Source organism: Agrococcus baldri (genome assembly GCA_900114805.1).
In the GTDB taxonomy this organism is placed as follows: Bacteria; Actinomycetota; Actinomycetes; order Actinomycetales; family Microbacteriaceae; genus Agrococcus; species Agrococcus baldri.
Window position 1 is genome coordinate 68,126 of the sequence record FOZN01000001.1, and the last position, 16,424, is coordinate 84,549.

Below are 16,424 nucleotides of genomic sequence, written 5' to 3' on the forward strand. Positions count from 1 at the left end.
CGCGTCGCGGCCCCCGACGCTAGAGCGCGAGCAGCTGGTCGGCGATCCGCAGTCCCAGCACGGGCCGGTCGGCGGTCCACACCGCGGCGCAGGCCGCGCGGATGGTGTCCACCGGCCGCGCCCCTGCGCGCACGAGCGTGATGTCGATGCCGCTGCGGCGCACGGCAGCCGTGCCCACCTCGAAGTAGGTGTCGCCCGTGGAGCGCTCGAGCGTCTCGCGCAGCGGTGCGATCGGCTCGGTGAGGCCGCGCAGGTCCTCGATGATGTGGTCGGGCCGCATCGTCTCGTCGGCGCCGATGAGGTGCGCGCCGCGGTCGACGCCCGTGAGCACCATGATCGAGCGGATGCCGGCACGGCGCGCGCCGAGGATGTCGGTGTCGAGGCGGTCGCCCACCATCGCGGGTGCGGCGGCGGCGAAGCGCTCGGTGGCGACGTCGTACATGTGGCGCTCGGGCTTGCCTGCGAACTCGGCCAGCCTGCCGACTGCGGTGTGCACCGCCGAGACGAGCGTGCCGTTGCCGGGCGCGATGCCGCCGGCGACCGGGATCGTCCAGTCGCCGTTCGTCGCCACCCACGGAATGCCGGTGTGGAGCGCGAACGAGGCCTCGGCGAGCTCCTGCCAGCCGACCGAGGGGTGGAACCCCTGCACGACCGCCTTCGGCTGCTCGGCGGCGGTGCGCACGACCTGCCAGCCGCGCGCCTCGACCTCGACGACGATGCCTGCGCCGCCGACCACGAGCACGCGATCGCCCGGCTCGAGGTGCTGCGCGAGCAGCCGCATGGCCGCCTGCGGACTGGTGACGACATCGTCGGGCGTGAGCTGCAGCCCGAACGACGCGAGGTGCTCGGCGACCTCAGCGTCGGTGCGCGAGGCGTTGTTCGTCAGGTACACCGGGCGCACGCCCGCGCCATTGATGCTGTCGACGGCGTGCGGGATCGCGTCTGGGCCCTTGTAGACGACCCCGTCGAGGTCGAGGTACAGGCAGTCGACGCCGTCGATCGGCGTTGGCGCCGACGGTGCGGCCTTGCGGAACAGTGCCATCAGCGCTCGTCTCCGTCGCGCTGGGCCTCCCCCGCTCGGTCCTGGTCGATCTCTTCGGTGCCGGCCTCGGCAGTGCCGACGGGCTCGATGAGGTCGTCGCCGAAGAGCGCATCGCCGAAGAGCACATCGTCCTGCTGGGCAGCCGGCGCCGCAACCGGCACATCGACCGGCGCATCAGCCGCAGCGTCGACCGGCGCGTCAGCCGCAGCGTCGACCGGCACGTCACCCGCAGCGCTGGCCGGCGCATCAGCCGCCGAAGCCTCGGCCGCGTCGCCGTCAGGCACGTCCTCGACATCCACGACAGGCTCTGCCTCAGCGGCAGCGGGCGCCTCATCGACGTCCGGGACGTCCGCGGTCTCGATGATCGGCTCGGCGTCGGCACTGTCGTCCGAGTCCGCGGTCTCGTCCTCATTCTCCGGGACGTCCGCTGCCTCGACGGCCGTCGACGCAGCCGCATCGCGTGCCGTCTCGAGCGCCTCGTCGTTCGACGTTGGCTCGGCGGGCTCCGCGCCATCCACCGGGTCGAGCGCGACGCCCTCATCCCCGACGACCGGTTCGATGGGCTCGCCGACCTCGGTGGTGATGCCGACGTACTCGAGCTCACCGGGGGCCATCGCGGCCTCGAGCGCATCGATCGCGCGGTCGGCGAGCGCGAACCACTCGGCCGCCTCGTCGTCGCGGCCGAGCTCCTCGAGCACGCCGGCAAAGCTCGCGAACAGCGCAGGGCTGTACTCGAACGCCTTGTCCTTGCGCAGTTCCGGGATCCGCAGTTCCTCGAGCGCGGCGTCCTGCTGCCCGAGATCGAGGCGCGCACCCGACTTCACGATCGCAAGCTCGACCCGCACTGCGGTATCCAGAGTGGATGCGTCCACAGACCGGGCGAGCTCCAGCGCCTTCTCGGGGCGGCCGAGTCCGCGCTCGCAATCCGCCATGAGCGGCAGCTGGTCGTCGCGACCGGTGATGCGGCGGTACGTGCGCAGCTCGCGCAGCGCCAGCGCGAAGTCGCCCAGCTGGTACGCGGTGATCGCCAGCGTCTCGCGCACGACGCCGATGCGCCCGGCGCGACGGGCAGCCGTGAGCGCGTGCTGGTGCGCGAGCTCCGGGTTGTCGTCGATCAGCTGACCGGCCATCGCCATGTGCTTGGCGACGTACTCGGCGTTCTCCTTGGTGAGGGTCTTCAACTGCGCACGCGCGCCGATGTCAAGATCTTCGGCTTGGATGTCCTCGGGCAGGTCGGGCGCCACGAAGTCATCGTCGCGCACCTGCTTGAAGCTCTCGCCGGAGCCGTCTCCGCGGTGCTCGTAGTCGCGCCCCGAACGCGCGGCGTCACGCTGCGGCCCCTGGTTGCGCGAGCGCTGGTCGTCGCGACGCGCTTGGTCGCCGCGGCCGTAGGGGCGGTCGCCGTCCCGCTGGGGCCGTCCATCGCGCTGGGGTCGGCTGTCGCGATCGTCGAACTCACGGCCACCATCACGCTGCGGACGGCTGTCGCGCTGCGGACGCTGGTCGCGATCGCCGAAGCGTCGCTCGCCGTCGCGCGACGGCTTGCGGTCGCCGAACGTGCGATCGCCGTCCCGTGCCGGGCGGAGGTCACCGTCACGAGGCGGCCGGCGGTCACCGTCACGAGGCGGCCGGCGGTCACCGTCACGAGGCGGCCGGCGGTCACCGTCACGAGGCGGGCGGCGGTCACCATCACGAGGCGGGCGGCGGTCACCGTCACGAGGCGGGCGGCGGTCACCATCGCGCTGCGAGCGCTGGTCGCGGTCGCCGAAGCGACGATCGCCGTCACGCTGGGGCCGGCGGTCTCCGTCGCGCTGCGGCCGCTGGTCACGGTCACCGAAGCGACGGTCGCCGTCACGCTGCGGGCGCTGGTCGCGGTCGCCGAAGCGTCGCTCGCCGCCACGCTGCGGGCGCTGGTCGCGGTCGCCGAAGCGTCGCTCGCCGCCACGCTGCGGCCGGTTGTCGCGGTCGCCGAAGCGACGATCGCCGTCACGCTGGGGCCGGCGGTCTCCGTCGCGCTGCGGCCGCTGGTCACGGTCACCGAAGCGTCGCTCACCGTCACGCTGAGGGCGACGGTCGCCGTCGCGGGGCCGGCTGTCCCTGTCGCCGAACCGACGATCACCATCACGCTGTGGACGATCGGCGTGGCTCGAGGTGCGACGATCTCCGTCGGGACGGTAGCCGCGGTCACCGGGGCGGAGCTTGCGCTCGCTGTCCCCGAGGCTGCGGTGGCCATCGCGCTGCGGACGCTGGTCGCGATCGCCGAAGCGGCGGTCGCCCTCACGCTGCGGACGGCGGTCGCCGTCGCGCTTGGGCCGGCCGGCGTCACCGGCGTTGCGGCGGCGATGGTCGTCGCGACCCGAATTGCTACGGTCTGCCTCGTCGTTCACGGCACGATCCTCTCCACCACGTCGGCGCTTCCACAACTGTAGGACAAATGAAAAAAGGGGCCCCAGAATAATCTGGGGCCCCTTTCCAAAAGAAGTCCGGCGGTGTCCTACTCTCCCACAGGGTCCCCCCTGCAGTACCATCGGCGCTGAGAGCCTTAGCTTCCGGGTTCGGAATGTGACCGGGCGTTTCCCTCTCGCTATGGCCGCCGAAACACTATTGATGTTTCGATCTGCACAGCTCTCCGCATTGAAGCGGAGGGCTGCGGTTCTCGACCGTACATCGAGAACCACAAAGTGGACGCGAGCAGCAAGCTCATATATATGTTATCAAGTCATCGGCTTATTAGTACCGGTCAGCTCCATGGGTCGTTAGTCCCCACTTCCACATCCGGCCTATCAACCCAGTAGTCTAGCTGGGAGCCTCTCGCCCGAAGGCACGGAAGTCTCATCTTGAGGCCGGCTTCCCGCTTAGATGCTTTCAGCGGTTATCCATCCCGAACGTAGCTAATCAGCGGTGCTCCTGGCGGAACAACTGACACACCAGAGGTTCGTCCAACCCGGTCCTCTCGTACTAGGGTCAGATCCTCTCAAACTTCCAACGCGCGCAGCGGATAGGGACCGAACTGTCTCACGACGTTCTAAACCCAGCTCGCGTGCCGCTTTAATGGGCGAACAGCCCAACCCTTGGGACCTACTCCAGCCCCAGGATGCGACGAGCCGACATCGAGGTGCCAAACCATGCCGTCGATATGGACTCTTGGGCAAGATCAGCCTGTTATCCCCGAGGTACCTTTTATCCGTTGAGCGACAGCGCTTCCACAAGCCACTGCCGGATCACTAGTCCCGACTTTCGTCCCTGCTCCAGTTGTCACTGTCACAGTCAAGCTCCCTTGTGCACTTACACTCGACACCTGATTACCAACCAGGTTGAGGGAACCTTTGGGCGCCTCCGTTACTTTTTGGGAGGCAACCGCCCCAGTTAAACTACCCACCAGGCACTGTCCCTGAACCGGATTACGGTTCGAAGTTAGATATCCAGAGTGACCAGAGTGGTATTTCAACAATGACTCCACCCGAACTAGCGTCCGGGCTTCACAGTCTCCCACCTATCCTACACAAGCCACACCGAACACCAATACCAAGCTGTAGTAAAGGTCACGGGGTCTTTCCGTCCTGCTGCGCGTAACGAGCATCTTTACTCGTAGTGCAATTTCGCCGAGTTCGCGGTTGAGACAGCTGGGAAGTCGTTACGCCATTCGTGCAGGTCGGAACTTACCCGACAAGGAATTTCGCTACCTTAGGATGGTTATAGTTACCACCGCCGTTTACTGGGGCTTAAATTCTGAGCTTCGCTTACGCTAACCCTTCCTCTTAACCTTCCAGCACCGGGCAGGCGTCAGTCCGTATACATCGACTTGCGTCTTCGCACGGACCTGTGTTTTTAGTAAACAGTCGCTTCCCACTGGTCTCTGCGGCCTTCAAACGCTCAGGCAGCAAGTGCCATCACGCCTCAGGCCCCCCTTCTCCCGAAGTTACGGGGGCATTTTGCCGAGTTCCTTAACCACGATTCTCTCGATCTCCTTAGTATTCTCTACCTGACCACCTGAGTTGGTTTGGGGTACGGGTGACTAAAACCTCGCGTCGATGCTTTTCTTGGCAGCATAGGATCACAGACTTCCCTCTAGGGTTCGGCAAAGCTCTCAGGCTATATGTGGGACGGATTTGCCTATCCCACGCCCTACGGCTTACCCGGACTCAACCATCGGCCCGGTTCTGCTACCTTCCTGCGTCACACCTGTTAATACGCTAGCCGCCCCAGCATAGGGTCGAGTGCTAGGCCAAGGACGTCACCCCGAAGGGATCGGTCCAAGGATTCGGACTCTTAGCATTACTGGTTTGGCTTGGGCGGTTTTTCGCCAGCTCAGGATTATCAACCTGATGTCCATCGACTACGCCTGTCGGCCTCGCCTTAGGTCCCGGCTTACCCAGGGAAGATTAGCTTGACCCTGGAACCCTTGGTCTTTCGGAGGACTGGTTTCTCGCCAGTCTTTCGCTACTCATGCCTGCATTCTCACTCGTGTAGCGTCCACGGCTGGATTACTCCGCCGCTTCACTCGCCACACGACGCTCTCCTACCAATCCGTACGCCTGGACAGACAAGCTGCCGAGCTGTTGTACGAATTCCACGACTTCGGTGATGTGCTTGAGCCCCGTTAAATTGTCGGCGCAGAATCACTTGACCAGTGAGCTATTACGCACTCTTTCAAGGGTGGCTGCTTCTAAGCCAACCTCCTGGTTGTCTAAGCAACTCCACATCCTTTTCCACTTAGCACACGCTTAGGGACCTTAGTCGGTGGTCTGGGTTGTTTCCCTCTCGACGATGAAGCTTATCCCCCACCGTCTCACTGCTGCGCTCTCACTTACCGGCATTCGGAGTTTGGCTGACGTCAGTAACCTTTTGGGGCCCATCGGCCATCCAGTAGCTCTACCTCCGGCAAGAAACACGCAACGCTGCACCTAAATGCATTTCGGAGAGAACCAGCTATCACGAAGTTTGATTGGCCTTTCACCCCTATCCACAGCTCATCCCCTCAGTTTTCAACCTAAGTGGGTTCGGTCCTCCACGAGCTTTTACACTCGCTTCAACCTGGCCATGGATAGATCACTTCGCTTCGGGTCTAGGACATGCGACTGAATCGCCCTATTCAGACTCGCTTTCGCTACGGCTTCCCCACTCGGGTTAACCTCGCCACATATCGCTAACTCGCAGGCTCATTCTTCAAAAGGCACGCCGTCACAGCTACTAGGGCTGCTCCGACGGTTTGTAAGCAAACGGTTTCAGGTACTATTTCACTCCCCTCCCGGGGTACTTTTCACCTTTCCCTCACGGTACTTGTCCGCTATCGGTCATCTGGGAGTATTTAGGCTTACCAGGTGGTCCTGGCTGATTCACACGGGATTTCTCGGGCCCCGTGCTACTTGGGATGGACCTCGCGCCATTGCGCGGTTTCGGCTACGGGATTGTCACCCTCTGTGATGGACCTTTCCAAGTCCTTCGCCTACCGCGGTCTGTAACGCTTGCTGCTCGGCAGAGCAGCTGAGATGTCCCACAACCCCGATCGTGCAACGCCTGCCGGCTATCACACACGATCGGTTTAGCCTCTTCCGCGTTCGCTCGCCACTACTTACGGAATCACTGTTGTTTTCTCTTCCTGTGGGTACTGAGATGTTTCACTTCCCCACGTTCCCTCTACCCGCCCTATATATTCAGGCGGGAGTCACTGGGTCGGCACGCCGCCCAGCGGGGTTTCCCCATTCGGAGACCCTCGGATCAAAGCTCGTTTATCAGCTCCCCGAGGATTATCGCAGATTACTACGTCCTTCATCGGCTCCAGATGCCAAGGCATCCACCGTTTGCTCTTAGAAACTTGACCACATACATGAGTATTGGTTAATCGGCAGCCCGAAGGCTGCTGACCAATGATCTATTAATAGATCTTGTGATCCGAGCCGAAGCTCGAATCTAAGATGCTCGCGTCCACTGTGTAGTTCTCAACTTACGGTCGGTACCGACGACTTCAGCGCATGTGCGCTTTCAGCCGGCCGGTCCGAGGGTTCTTCAGACGCCAAAAGGCGCCGTCCGGTCCCTCAGGACCCAACAGCGTGCATGCACTCGATCTCCCGTGTCCGACTGTTCCAGGCTGCTTGCGTAGCCGTACTGGTTCGGACTCGTTCGTTCGAGTGCCAATGTCAATGTTCCACCCATGAGCTGACCACCGGTCGACGTATGCGACCGTAGTGGCTCTGCGCCGGCTACGCCGGCGAGATGCTCCTTAGAAAGGAGGTGATCCAGCCGCACCTTCCGGTACGGCTACCTTGTTACGACTTAGTCCTAATTACCGATCCCACCTTCGACGGCTCCCTCCAAAAGGTTAGGCCACCGGCTTCGGGTGTTACCGACTTTCATGACTTGACGGGCGGTGTGTACAAGGCCCGGGAACGTATTCACCGTAGCGTTGCTGATCTACGATTACTAGCGACTCCGACTTCATGGGGTCGAGTTGCAGACCCCAATCCGAACTGAGACCGGCTTTTTGGGATTCGCTCCACCTTGCGGTATCGCAGCCCATTGTACCGGCCATTGTAGCATGCGTGAAGCCCAAGACATAAGGGGCATGATGATTTGACCTCATCCCCACCTTCCTCCGAGTTGACCCCGGCAGTATCCCATGAGTTCCCACCATTACGTGCTGGCAACATAGGACGAGGGTTGCGCTCGTTGCGGGACTTAACCCAACATCTCACGACACGAGCTGACGACAACCATGCACCACCTGTATACGAGTGTCCAAAGAGTTCGCTGTCTCCAGCGCGTTCTCGTATATGTCAAGCCTTGGTAAGGTTCTTCGCGTTGCATCGAATTAATCCGCATGCTCCGCCGCTTGTGCGGGCCCCCGTCAATTCCTTTGAGTTTTAGCCTTGCGGCCGTACTCCCCAGGCGGGGAACTTAATGCGTTAGCTACGACACGGACACCGTGGAATGGTCCCCACATCTAGTTCCCAACGTTTACGGCATGGACTACCAGGGTATCTAAGCCTGTTTGCTCCCCATGCTTTCGCTCCTCAGCGTCAGTAACGGCCCAGAGATCTGCCTTCGCCATCGGTGTTCCTCCTGATATCTGCGCATTCCACCGCTACACCAGGAATTCCAATCTCCCCTACCGCACTCTAGTCTGCCCGTACCCACTGCAAGCCCGAGGTTGAGCCTCGGGATTTCACAGCAGACGTGACAAACCGCCTACGAGCTCTTTACGCCCAATAATTCCGGACAACGCTTGCACCCTACGTATTACCGCGGCTGCTGGCACGTAGTTAGCCGGTGCTTGTTCTGCAGGTACCGTCACTTTCGCTTCTTCCCTGCTAAAAGAGGTTTACAACCCGAAGGCCGTCGTCCCTCACGCGGCGTTGCTGCATCAGGCTTGCGCCCATTGTGCAATATTCCCCACTGCTGCCTCCCGTAGGAGTCTGGGCCGTGTCTCAGTCCCAGTGTGGCCGGTCACCCTCTCAGGCCGGCTACCCGTCGTCGTCTTGGTGAGCCATTACCTCACCAACTAACTGATAGGCCGTGAGCTGATCCTTGACCGAAATTCTTTCCACCCCCAGGAGATGCCTCCGAAGGTCGTATCCGGTATTAGACGCCGTTTCCAGCGCTTATTCCAGAGTCAAGGGCACATTGCTCACGTGTTACTCACCCGTTCGCCACTAATCCGGAGGAGCAAGCTCCTCCTTCATCGTTCGACTTGCATGTGTTAAGCACGCCGCCAGCGTTCGTCCTGAGCCAGGATCAAACTCTCCGTAAAGAAAATTTGCGTACCAACCGGGGAAAACCGGATGGCAGCGAGTTTGATGCTGACAAAATAGACTGTCTACTGACAATCTGTCTTATCCAAAGGAATCGTTCTGCCTAAAAGGCAGGACGAGTTAATAATTTGGCATTTGACATTGTGCACGCTGTTGAGTTCTCAAGGATCGGACGCTCTCGTGCTTTCCCTTTCGGGTCTGCGTCGAGGCAACTTCTCAATCATAACCACTTCTCGGCGAGTGTCAATTCGACACGCCGTGCGGAGTTTGACTCCCACCGGACTCGCAGTTGAGTTCCGGATCGTGGCAACCTGTCTAGGTTACACGCTCCGGAGTGACTGTCAAGTCGGCTTCTGCCTGACTCGAAGTCCCGGTTTGTGGCAACCTGTCTAGGTTACACGCGACGGAGTGACTGTCAAGTCGGCGTGTCGCGCTGGCCGGCTGCTCTCGCTGCCGTCCGTGCGCTCCGCACGTTCATCGTTGAAGTGGATTGTCACCATACTCGCGTTTCGGCTCGACACGCAAATGCGTGGCGCCTCACGGCGAAGAGGTGGTCCCTCTTGATCCGCTGGCCTCTCGGCTCTGCGTCTTTGGGGTGACAGGTAGAAACATTACATGGACGTCGGCCCCAGGGCACAAAACGTGCGCATCCCGGGCGTGTCGCCCCGTGTTTCAGCGGAAACGACGAAACGGGGGCCCTCGGGCCCCCGTTCACACTCACCCGCGTCGCGCCGGCGCCGGTGCATCACCCTCCGGCGTCGATGCCGGCCAGCGTCTTCTTCCCGCGGCGAAGCACCGCGAACCTGCCGTGCAGCAGCCGCCCTTCCAGCGTGGCGGAGGCATCGTCGATGCGCTCGTTGTTGACGCTCACCCCACCCTGGGCGATCGCGCGCCGGGCATCGGAGAGGGTGTCGACGAGACCGGTCTCCTGCAGCAGCTGCAGCACCGGCGCATCCGGTGTCGCCGTCGCGTGCTTGTCGAGCGAGGCGACAGCTGCGGCGAGGGTGGATGCGTCGAGGGCGGTCAGATCGCCGGAGCCGAACAGCGCCTGCGAGGCATCGATCGCCTGCTGCGTCGCCTCGACCCCGTGGATGAACGACGTCGCCTGGATCGCGAGCTCCTTCTGCGCTTCCCGGCGGAAAGGAGCGTCGGTCGTGGCCCGCGCGAGCTCATCGATGCGGCCCGAGGGCAGGAACGTGAACGACTTCAGCAGCTGCACCACGATCGCGTCGTCCTGGTTGAGCCAGAACTGGTACATCGCGTACGGCGTGGTCAGGTTGGCGTCGAGCCAGACGGCATTGCCCTCGCTCTTGCCGAACTTCTTGCCGTCCGCGTCGGTGATGAGCGGCGTTCCCAGTGCGTGCGCGTGCACGCCCTCGGCCTTGCGGATCAACTCCGTGCCGGCCGTCAGGTTGCCCCACTGGTCGCTGCCGCCCAGCTGCATCGTGCACCCATACCGCAGGAACAGCTCGCGGAAGTCGAGCCCCTGCAGCACCTGGTAGCTGAACTCCGCGTAGGAGATGCCCTCGTCCGACTCCATGCGCGAGGCGACGGCGTCCTTCCGCAGCATCGTGCCGACCCGGAAGTGCTTGCCGATCTCGCGCAGGAAGTCGACCGTCGACATCGGCGCCGTCCAGTCGAGGTTGTTCACCAGCCGCACGGCATTGTCGCCCTCGTCGGAGAGGAAGCGCAGCATCTGGTCGCCGAGGTACGTCACCCATTCGGCGACGGTCTCGCGCTCGTTGAGCTGCCGTTCGGCCGTGGGCTTCGGATCGCCGATGAGACCCGTCGAGCCGCCGACCAGCGCGAGCGGCCGGTGGCCAGCGAGCTGCAGCCGGCGCATGATGATCAGCTGCGCCAGGTTGCCCAGGTGCAGGCTCGGCGCGGTCGGATCGAAGCCGCAGTAGTAGGTGATCGGATCGCCGGCGAGCGCCGCCTCGAGCGCCTCGGCGTCGGTCGAGACGTGCACGCTGCCGCGGTACTGCAGCTCGTCCCAGACGTTGCTGAATGCCGGGTCGAGCTGGATGGGAGCGGTTTCGATCACCTGCACGAATCTACCCGAGGCGGTCGAGCCTGGCGTCCAGCGCGCGCCGCTGCTGGGCGACCGCCGAGGCGGCGGTGCCGCCGATGCCGGAGCGCGCCGCGATCGCTCCGTCGACCGTGAGCACCTCGCGCACCTCGGGCGTCAGGTGCTCCGAGACCGAGCGGTAGTCCTCGTCGCTCGCCTCGTCGAGCTCGATGCCGCGCTGCTCGCACAGCCGCACCAGCGCGCCCGAGATCTCATGCGCATCACGGAACGGCACGCGCCGCTGCACCAGCCATTCCGCCACGTCGGTCGCGAGGGCGTAGCCGGCGGCGGCGCCGGAGCGCATCCGCTCTTCATCGAAGTCGAGCGTGGCGACCATGCCGGCGAACGCCGGCAGCAGCACCTGCAGCTGGTCGACGGCGTCGAAGACGGGCTCCTTGTCCTCCTGCAGATCGCGGTTGTAGGCCAGCGGCAGCGCCTTCAGCGTCGCGAGCAGGCCGGTGTGATCGCCGATCAGGCGGCCGGCCTTGCCGCGCGCGAGCTCGGCGATGTCGGGGTTCTTCTTCTGCGGCATGATCGACGATCCGGTCGAGAAGCCGTCGTGCAGCTTCGCGAACCCGACGTCGCGCGTCGACCAGAAGATGACCTCCTCGGCGAGGCGAGAGAGGTCGATGGCCGTCATCGTCAGCACGAAGGTGAGCTCGGCGACCACGTCGCGCGCCGCCGTGGCGTCGATCGAGTTCGGGCTGGGCGATGCCAGGCCCAGCTCGCGCGCGACCAGCGCCGGGTCGAGGCCGAGCGTCGAGCCTGCGAGCGCGCCGGCACCGTAGGGCGACTCCCCCGCGCGCACCCGCCAGTCGGCGAGCCGCTCGAGGTCGCGCAGCAGCGGCCAGGCGTGCGCGAGCAGGTGGTGCGAGAGCAGCACCGGCTGCGCGTGCTGCAGGTGGGTGCGCCCGGGCATCGGCGCATCCGGGTGGGCGTCGGCCTGCATGCGGAGCGCCTCGATGACCGCGCGGATGCCGCGGGCGACCTCCTCGGTCTCCTCCAGCATCCACACCCGCACGAGGGTCGCGATCTGATCGTTGCGGGAACGGCCGGCGCGCAGCCTGCCGCCCAGCTCTGCCCCGGCGACCTCGATCAGGCCGCGCTCGAGCGCCCCGTGCACGTCCTCATCGGACTCCGCCGCGACGAAGGCGCCGGTGCGCACGCGATCGCTGAGCTCGTCGAGGGCGGCATGCATGGCGGCCAGCTGCGCGTCGTCGAGGAGCCCGGCGGCGTGCAGCGCGACGGCGTGCGCCTTCGAGCCGCGGATGTCGAGCTGCGCGAGCCGCCAGTCGAACTCGGTCGACTTCGACAGCCGGGCCATCTCGGGGCTCGGGCCGGAGGCGAAGCGGCCGCCCCAGAGGGATCCCTCGTTCGTGCCGTGGGGCTCGGTGCCGTGGGGCTCGGCGTCGTGGGCACCGGTGCCGTGCTGCTCGCCGCTCATGCGTCGGCCTTCTCGAGCAGCCAGGCCAGCAGCGCCTTCTGCGCGTGCAGGCGGTTCTCGGCCTCGTCCCAGATGATCGACTGCGGTCCGTCGATGACGTCGGCGGTCACCTCGAAGCCGCGGTCGGCGGGCAGGCAGTGCATGAAGACCGCATCCGGCTTCGCTTGGTCCATCAGTGCCTGATCGACCTTGAAGCCGCCGAAGGTGGCGACCCGCTCTGCCTTCTCACCCTCCTTGCCCATCGAGACCCAGGTGTCGGTGACGACGATGTCGGCACCGGCGACGGCCTCGGATGCGCTGCTCACCACGGTCGCGCTGCCGCCGGTCTCGCGCGCGATGCGCTGGGCGTCGGCCAGGACATCGGCCTCGGGCGAGTGCGCCGCCGGCGAGCCCACGCGCACGTGCATGCCCGCGGTCGCGCACGCGAGCAGGTACGACTGCCCCATGTTCGAGCGGCCGTCGCCGACGAAGGCGACGGTGAGGCCGGCGAGCTCGCCCTTGTGCTCCTGCATGGTCAGCAGGTCGGCGAGCAGCTGGCAGGGGTGGAAGTCATCGGAGAGCGCATTGACGACCGGCACCGTGGTGCCCGCGGCCATCTCCTCGAGCCCCGCCTGCGCGTAGGTGCGCCAGACGATCGCGGCGACCTGCCGCTCCAGCACGCGTGCGGTGTCGGCGGCGGTCTCCTTGCCGCCGAGCTGGCTCGAGGCGGTGGAGATGATCAGCGGCGAGCCGCCCATGTCGCTGATGCCGACGTGGAAGGAGACGCGCGTGCGGGTCGAGGACTTGTCGAAGATGACCGCCACCGACTTCGGGCCCGCGAGCGGGCGCTCGGCCCACCGGTCGCGCTTCATCCGCACGGCGCGCTCGAGCACCTCGCGCTGCTCGGCGGGGCTGAGGTCGTCGTCGCGGAGGAAGTGGCGCGTCATGGGTGCTCCTTGTCGGAGAGGGTGGGCACGGTGGCGGATTCGGTGGTGACGGATGCGGTGGTGACGGATGCGGGGACGACTTCGGTGCCGGAGCCCGCGGTCGTGAAGATCTCGGTGAGGATCGAGTGCGGCGAGCGGCCGTCGATGATGGCCGCCTTCGGCACGCCGGCGCGCACCGCGCTCAGGCACGCCTGCATCTTCGGGATCATGCCCGACTCGAGGCTCGGCAGCAGGGCCTCGAGCTCGGCGTCGGTGATCTCGCTGATGAGCGAGTCGCGGTCGGGCCAGTCGCGGTAGAGGCCCTCGACGTCGGTGAGGATGACGAGCTTCGCAGCTCCCAGCGCGGCCGCGAGGGCCGCGGCAGCCGCATCCGCATTCACGTTCAACGACTCCCCCGGCGCATCGCCGTCGGGAGCGATCGACGAGACCACCGGGATGAGGCCGGCCTCCAGCAGCCGCAGCACGGGAGCAGGATCGACGGCGATCACGTCGCCCACCTGGCCCAGGTCGACATCCTCGCCGTCGACGACGGTGCCGCGCCGGCGGCCGGTGAAGAGCCCCGCGTCCTCGCCCGAGAGCGTCGCAGCGAGCGGCCCGTGCCGGTTGATGAGCGACACGAGCGTGCGCGCCACCTGGCCGGTGAGCACCATGCGCACGACGTCCATCGCCGCGCGGCTGGTGACCCGGTAGCCGCCGCGGAACTCGCTCTCGATGCCGTGGATGCGCAGCGCCTCGTTGATCTGCGGGCCGCCGCCGTGCACGACCACCGGCTGGATGCCGACGTGGCGCAGGTAGACCATGTCCTCGGCGAAGGCGCGCTGCAGCTCGTCGCTCACCATCGCGTTGCCGCCGTACTTGACGACGATCGTCGCGCCGCGGAACCGCTCGAGCCACGGCAGCGACTCGATGAGCGTCTCGGCCTTCCGGGCGGCCTCGGCCGCGCGCGCTCCATCTCCCATGGCGCTAGCTCGCATATGCGGAGTTCTCGTGCACGTAGTCGTGGGTGAGGTCGTTGGTGCGGATGCTCGCGGTCGCGTCACCGGCGAAGAGGTCGATGACGATGCGGGTTGCCCTGGGCGTCAGGTCGACCTCCTCGCGAGGGCGGTCGGGGGTGCCCGCATGGCAGACGCGCACACCGTTGAAGGAGACGTCCACCGCGTACGGGTCGAAGGCCGCATCGGTCGTGCCGATGGCGGCGAGCACACGGCCCCAGTTCGGGTCGTTGCCGAAGATGGCCGCCTTGAACAGGTTGGAGCGGGCGACCGAGCGGGCGACCGTCACGGCCTCGTCCTCGCTGGCGGCCTGCCGCACCTCGATGGTGATGTCGTGGCTGGCGCCCTCGGCGTCGAGCTGCAGCTGCTGGGCGAGGTCGTCGCAGACCCGCGTCACCGCGGCGGTGAGCCCGGCCTCGTCGGCGGTGGTGCCGGACGCGCCGCTGGCCAGCAGCAGCACCGTGTCGTTGGTGGACATGCAGCCGTCGGAGTCGAGCCGGTCGAAGGTGACGCGGGTGGCGGCGCGCAGCGCCCGGTCGAGCACATCGGCCTCGGCGACCGCGTCGGTGGTGAGTACGACCAGCATCGTGGCCAGGCCCGGGGCGAGCATGCCGGCGCCCTTCGCCATGCCGCCGACCGTGTAGCCGTCGCCGATGGCGACCGCCTGCTTGGGTACGGAGTCGGTCGTCATGATGGCCTGCGCGGCCCGTAGCGCAGCCGCGTCGTCCGCGCTGTCGTGCGCCAGCGCATCCGCCGCCGCATCGACGCCCGCGAGCACGCCCCGGCGGAAGGTCTCGTCGCCGACGCCGATCAGGCCGGTCGAGCACACCTGCACCTCGATCGCGCCGATGCCCAGGCGCTCCGCGACGCGCTCGGCGGTCTGGTGGGTGGTCTGGAAGCCGAAGGCGCCCGTGAAGCAGTTGGCGCCGCCGGAGTTCAGGATGACCGCGCGGGCGCTGCCGCCCTCGAGCGCCTGCTCGCTCCACAGCACCGGGTTCGCCTTGGCGCGATTGGAGGTGAACACGCCCGCGGCATCGGAGCGCGGTCCGTCGTTGACGATCAGCGCGACGTCGAGCGCGCCGGTCGACTTCAAGCCGGCGGCGACGCCCGCGGCGCGGAAGCCGGCCGCGGCGGTCACGCTCACGGGGCGAGTCCGTCGACCGAGAGGCCGAGCTGCTCGTCGAAGCCGAGCGCGATGTTCGCCGACTGCACGGCCGCACCGGCGGTGCCCTTGCCGAGGTTGTCGATCGCGGCGATCACGACCACGCGGCCGGCCGCCTCGTCGAGCCCGACGCCCAGGTGCACCGAGTTCGAGCCCAGCACGTCGGCGGTGCGCGGGTACTGCCCGGCCGGCGTGACATGGATGAAGGTCTCCTCGCCGTAGGCGGTCAGCCACGCGGAGCGCACCTGCTCGGCGGTCGCCTCGCCCACGAGCGGCGCGGTGACGGTCGCGAGGATGCCGCGCGACATGGGCACCAGCACGGGGGTGAAGGAGTGACGGATGTCGCTGCCGCCGGCGGTGCGCAGGTTCTGCGCGATCTCGGGCAGGTGGCGGTGCGTGCCGCCGACGCCGTAGGGCGTGGCGGAGCCTGTGAGCTCGGCGGCCAGCAGGTGGGTCTTGGCGGCGCGTCCGGCGCCGGAGGATCCGACGGCGAGCACCGAGGTGATCGCCGTGGTGTCGATGAGGCCGGCGGCGACGCCCGGTGCGAGCGCGAGCGTGACGGCGGTGGCGTTGCAGCCGGGCACGGCGATGCGACGGGCGGCGCGCAGCTCGCGCCGCTGGCGGCCGCCGTCGGCGAGGATGAGCTCGGGCATGCCGTAGGGCCAGGTGCCGGCGTGCTCGGTGCCGTAGTACTGCTCCCACTCCTCGGCGTTCTCGAGCCGGTGGTCGGCGCCGGCGTCGACGACCAGCGTCGAGGAGGGCAGCTGCGCGGCGATGGCCGCCGAGTGCCCGTGCGGCAGCGCCAGGAAGACCACGTCGTGCCCCGCGAGCATCTCCGGCGTCGTCTCCTGGAAGGTCAGCGATGCGAGGGAGCGCAGGTTCGGGTGCACGGAGACGAGGGGCTGCCCGGCGTTCGAGTGCGCCGTGACCGTGCGCACCTCCAGCTCGGGGTGCTGCGCGAGCAGCCGCAGCAGCTCGCCACCCGCGTACCCGCTCGCGCCTGCGACGGCGACGGAGAGGCTCATGCCTCCAGGCTACTCGG

General features: G+C 66.2%; 9 protein-coding genes and 3 rRNA genes. 1 reads left to right on the plus strand and 11 read right to left on the minus strand.

Annotated features, from left to right (window positions below):
• Window positions 1-19: 19 nt before the first annotated feature.
• Together BM288_RS00325 and BM288_RS00330 are read right to left on the minus strand one after the other, a co-directional pair.
• A complete protein-coding gene (locus tag BM288_RS00325) occupies window positions 20-1,042 on the minus strand; it encodes an HAD-IIA family hydrolase (RefSeq protein WP_092914783.1) in 1,023 nt (340 codons plus the stop codon).
• Window positions 1,042-2,172: a tetratricopeptide repeat protein gene (locus BM288_RS00330; protein ID WP_177220180.1), complete on the minus strand. Its 1,131-nt coding sequence runs from the start codon at window positions 2,170-2,172 to the stop codon at window positions 1,042-1,044. The genes BM288_RS00325 and BM288_RS00330 overlap by 1 nt, the downstream gene beginning before the upstream one ends.
• On the opposite strand from BM288_RS00330, the gene BM288_RS00335 reads away from it, so the two are divergent.
• Window positions 2,125-3,471 carry a hypothetical protein gene (locus tag BM288_RS00335; RefSeq protein WP_143102957.1) on the plus strand — a complete coding sequence of 449 codons (1,347 nt, stop codon included), beginning with the start codon at window positions 2,125-2,127 and terminating at the stop codon, window positions 3,469-3,471. The genes BM288_RS00330 and BM288_RS00335 overlap by 48 nt on opposite strands.
• A 52-nt stretch (window positions 3,472-3,523) precedes the next feature.
• Here the strand turns inward: BM288_RS00335 and rrf are convergent.
• The 9 genes from rrf to argC form a co-directional block, all read right to left on the minus strand.
• A 5S ribosomal RNA gene (rrf, locus tag BM288_RS00340) occupies window positions 3,524-3,640 on the minus strand.
• A gap of 112 nt (window positions 3,641-3,752) precedes the next feature.
• Window positions 3,753-6,863, minus strand: a 23S ribosomal RNA gene (locus BM288_RS00345).
• A 403-nt stretch (window positions 6,864-7,266) separates the two neighbouring features.
• Window positions 7,267-8,789 (minus strand): 16S ribosomal RNA (locus BM288_RS00350).
• The 16S, 23S and 5S rRNA genes sit together here, the layout of an rRNA operon.
• A gap of 746 nt (window positions 8,790-9,535) precedes the next feature.
• Complete coding sequence (tyrS, locus tag BM288_RS00355; RefSeq protein WP_318255240.1) at window positions 9,536-10,834, minus strand: tyrosine--tRNA ligase; 1,299 nt, start codon at window positions 10,832-10,834, stop codon at window positions 9,536-9,538.
• Between the two features lie 10 nt (window positions 10,835-10,844).
• Window positions 10,845-12,302: an argininosuccinate lyase gene (gene argH / locus BM288_RS00360; RefSeq protein WP_092914789.1), complete on the minus strand. Its 1,458-nt coding sequence runs from the start codon at window positions 12,300-12,302 to the stop codon at window positions 10,845-10,847.
• A complete protein-coding gene (gene argF / locus BM288_RS00365) occupies window positions 12,299-13,228 on the minus strand; it encodes an ornithine carbamoyltransferase (RefSeq protein ID WP_092914791.1) in 930 nt (309 codons plus the stop codon). Before argF ends, argH begins: the two co-directional genes overlap by 4 nt.
• Window positions 13,225-14,187, minus strand: coding sequence for an acetylglutamate kinase (argB, locus tag BM288_RS00370; RefSeq protein ID WP_092914793.1), 963 nt, complete (start codon window positions 14,185-14,187; stop codon window positions 13,225-13,227). Before argB ends, argF begins: the two co-directional genes overlap by 4 nt.
• A 4-nt stretch (window positions 14,188-14,191) precedes the next feature.
• Window positions 14,192-15,364 carry a bifunctional glutamate N-acetyltransferase/amino-acid acetyltransferase ArgJ gene (gene argJ / locus BM288_RS00375; protein WP_092914795.1) on the minus strand — a complete coding sequence of 391 codons (1,173 nt, stop codon included), beginning with the start codon at window positions 15,362-15,364 and terminating at the stop codon, window positions 14,192-14,194.
• A complete protein-coding gene (argC, locus tag BM288_RS00380; protein ID WP_092914797.1) occupies window positions 15,361-16,407 on the minus strand; it encodes an N-acetyl-gamma-glutamyl-phosphate reductase in 1,047 nt (348 codons plus the stop codon). Before argC ends, argJ begins: the two co-directional genes overlap by 4 nt.
• Between the last annotated feature and the right edge of the window lie 17 nt (window positions 16,408-16,424).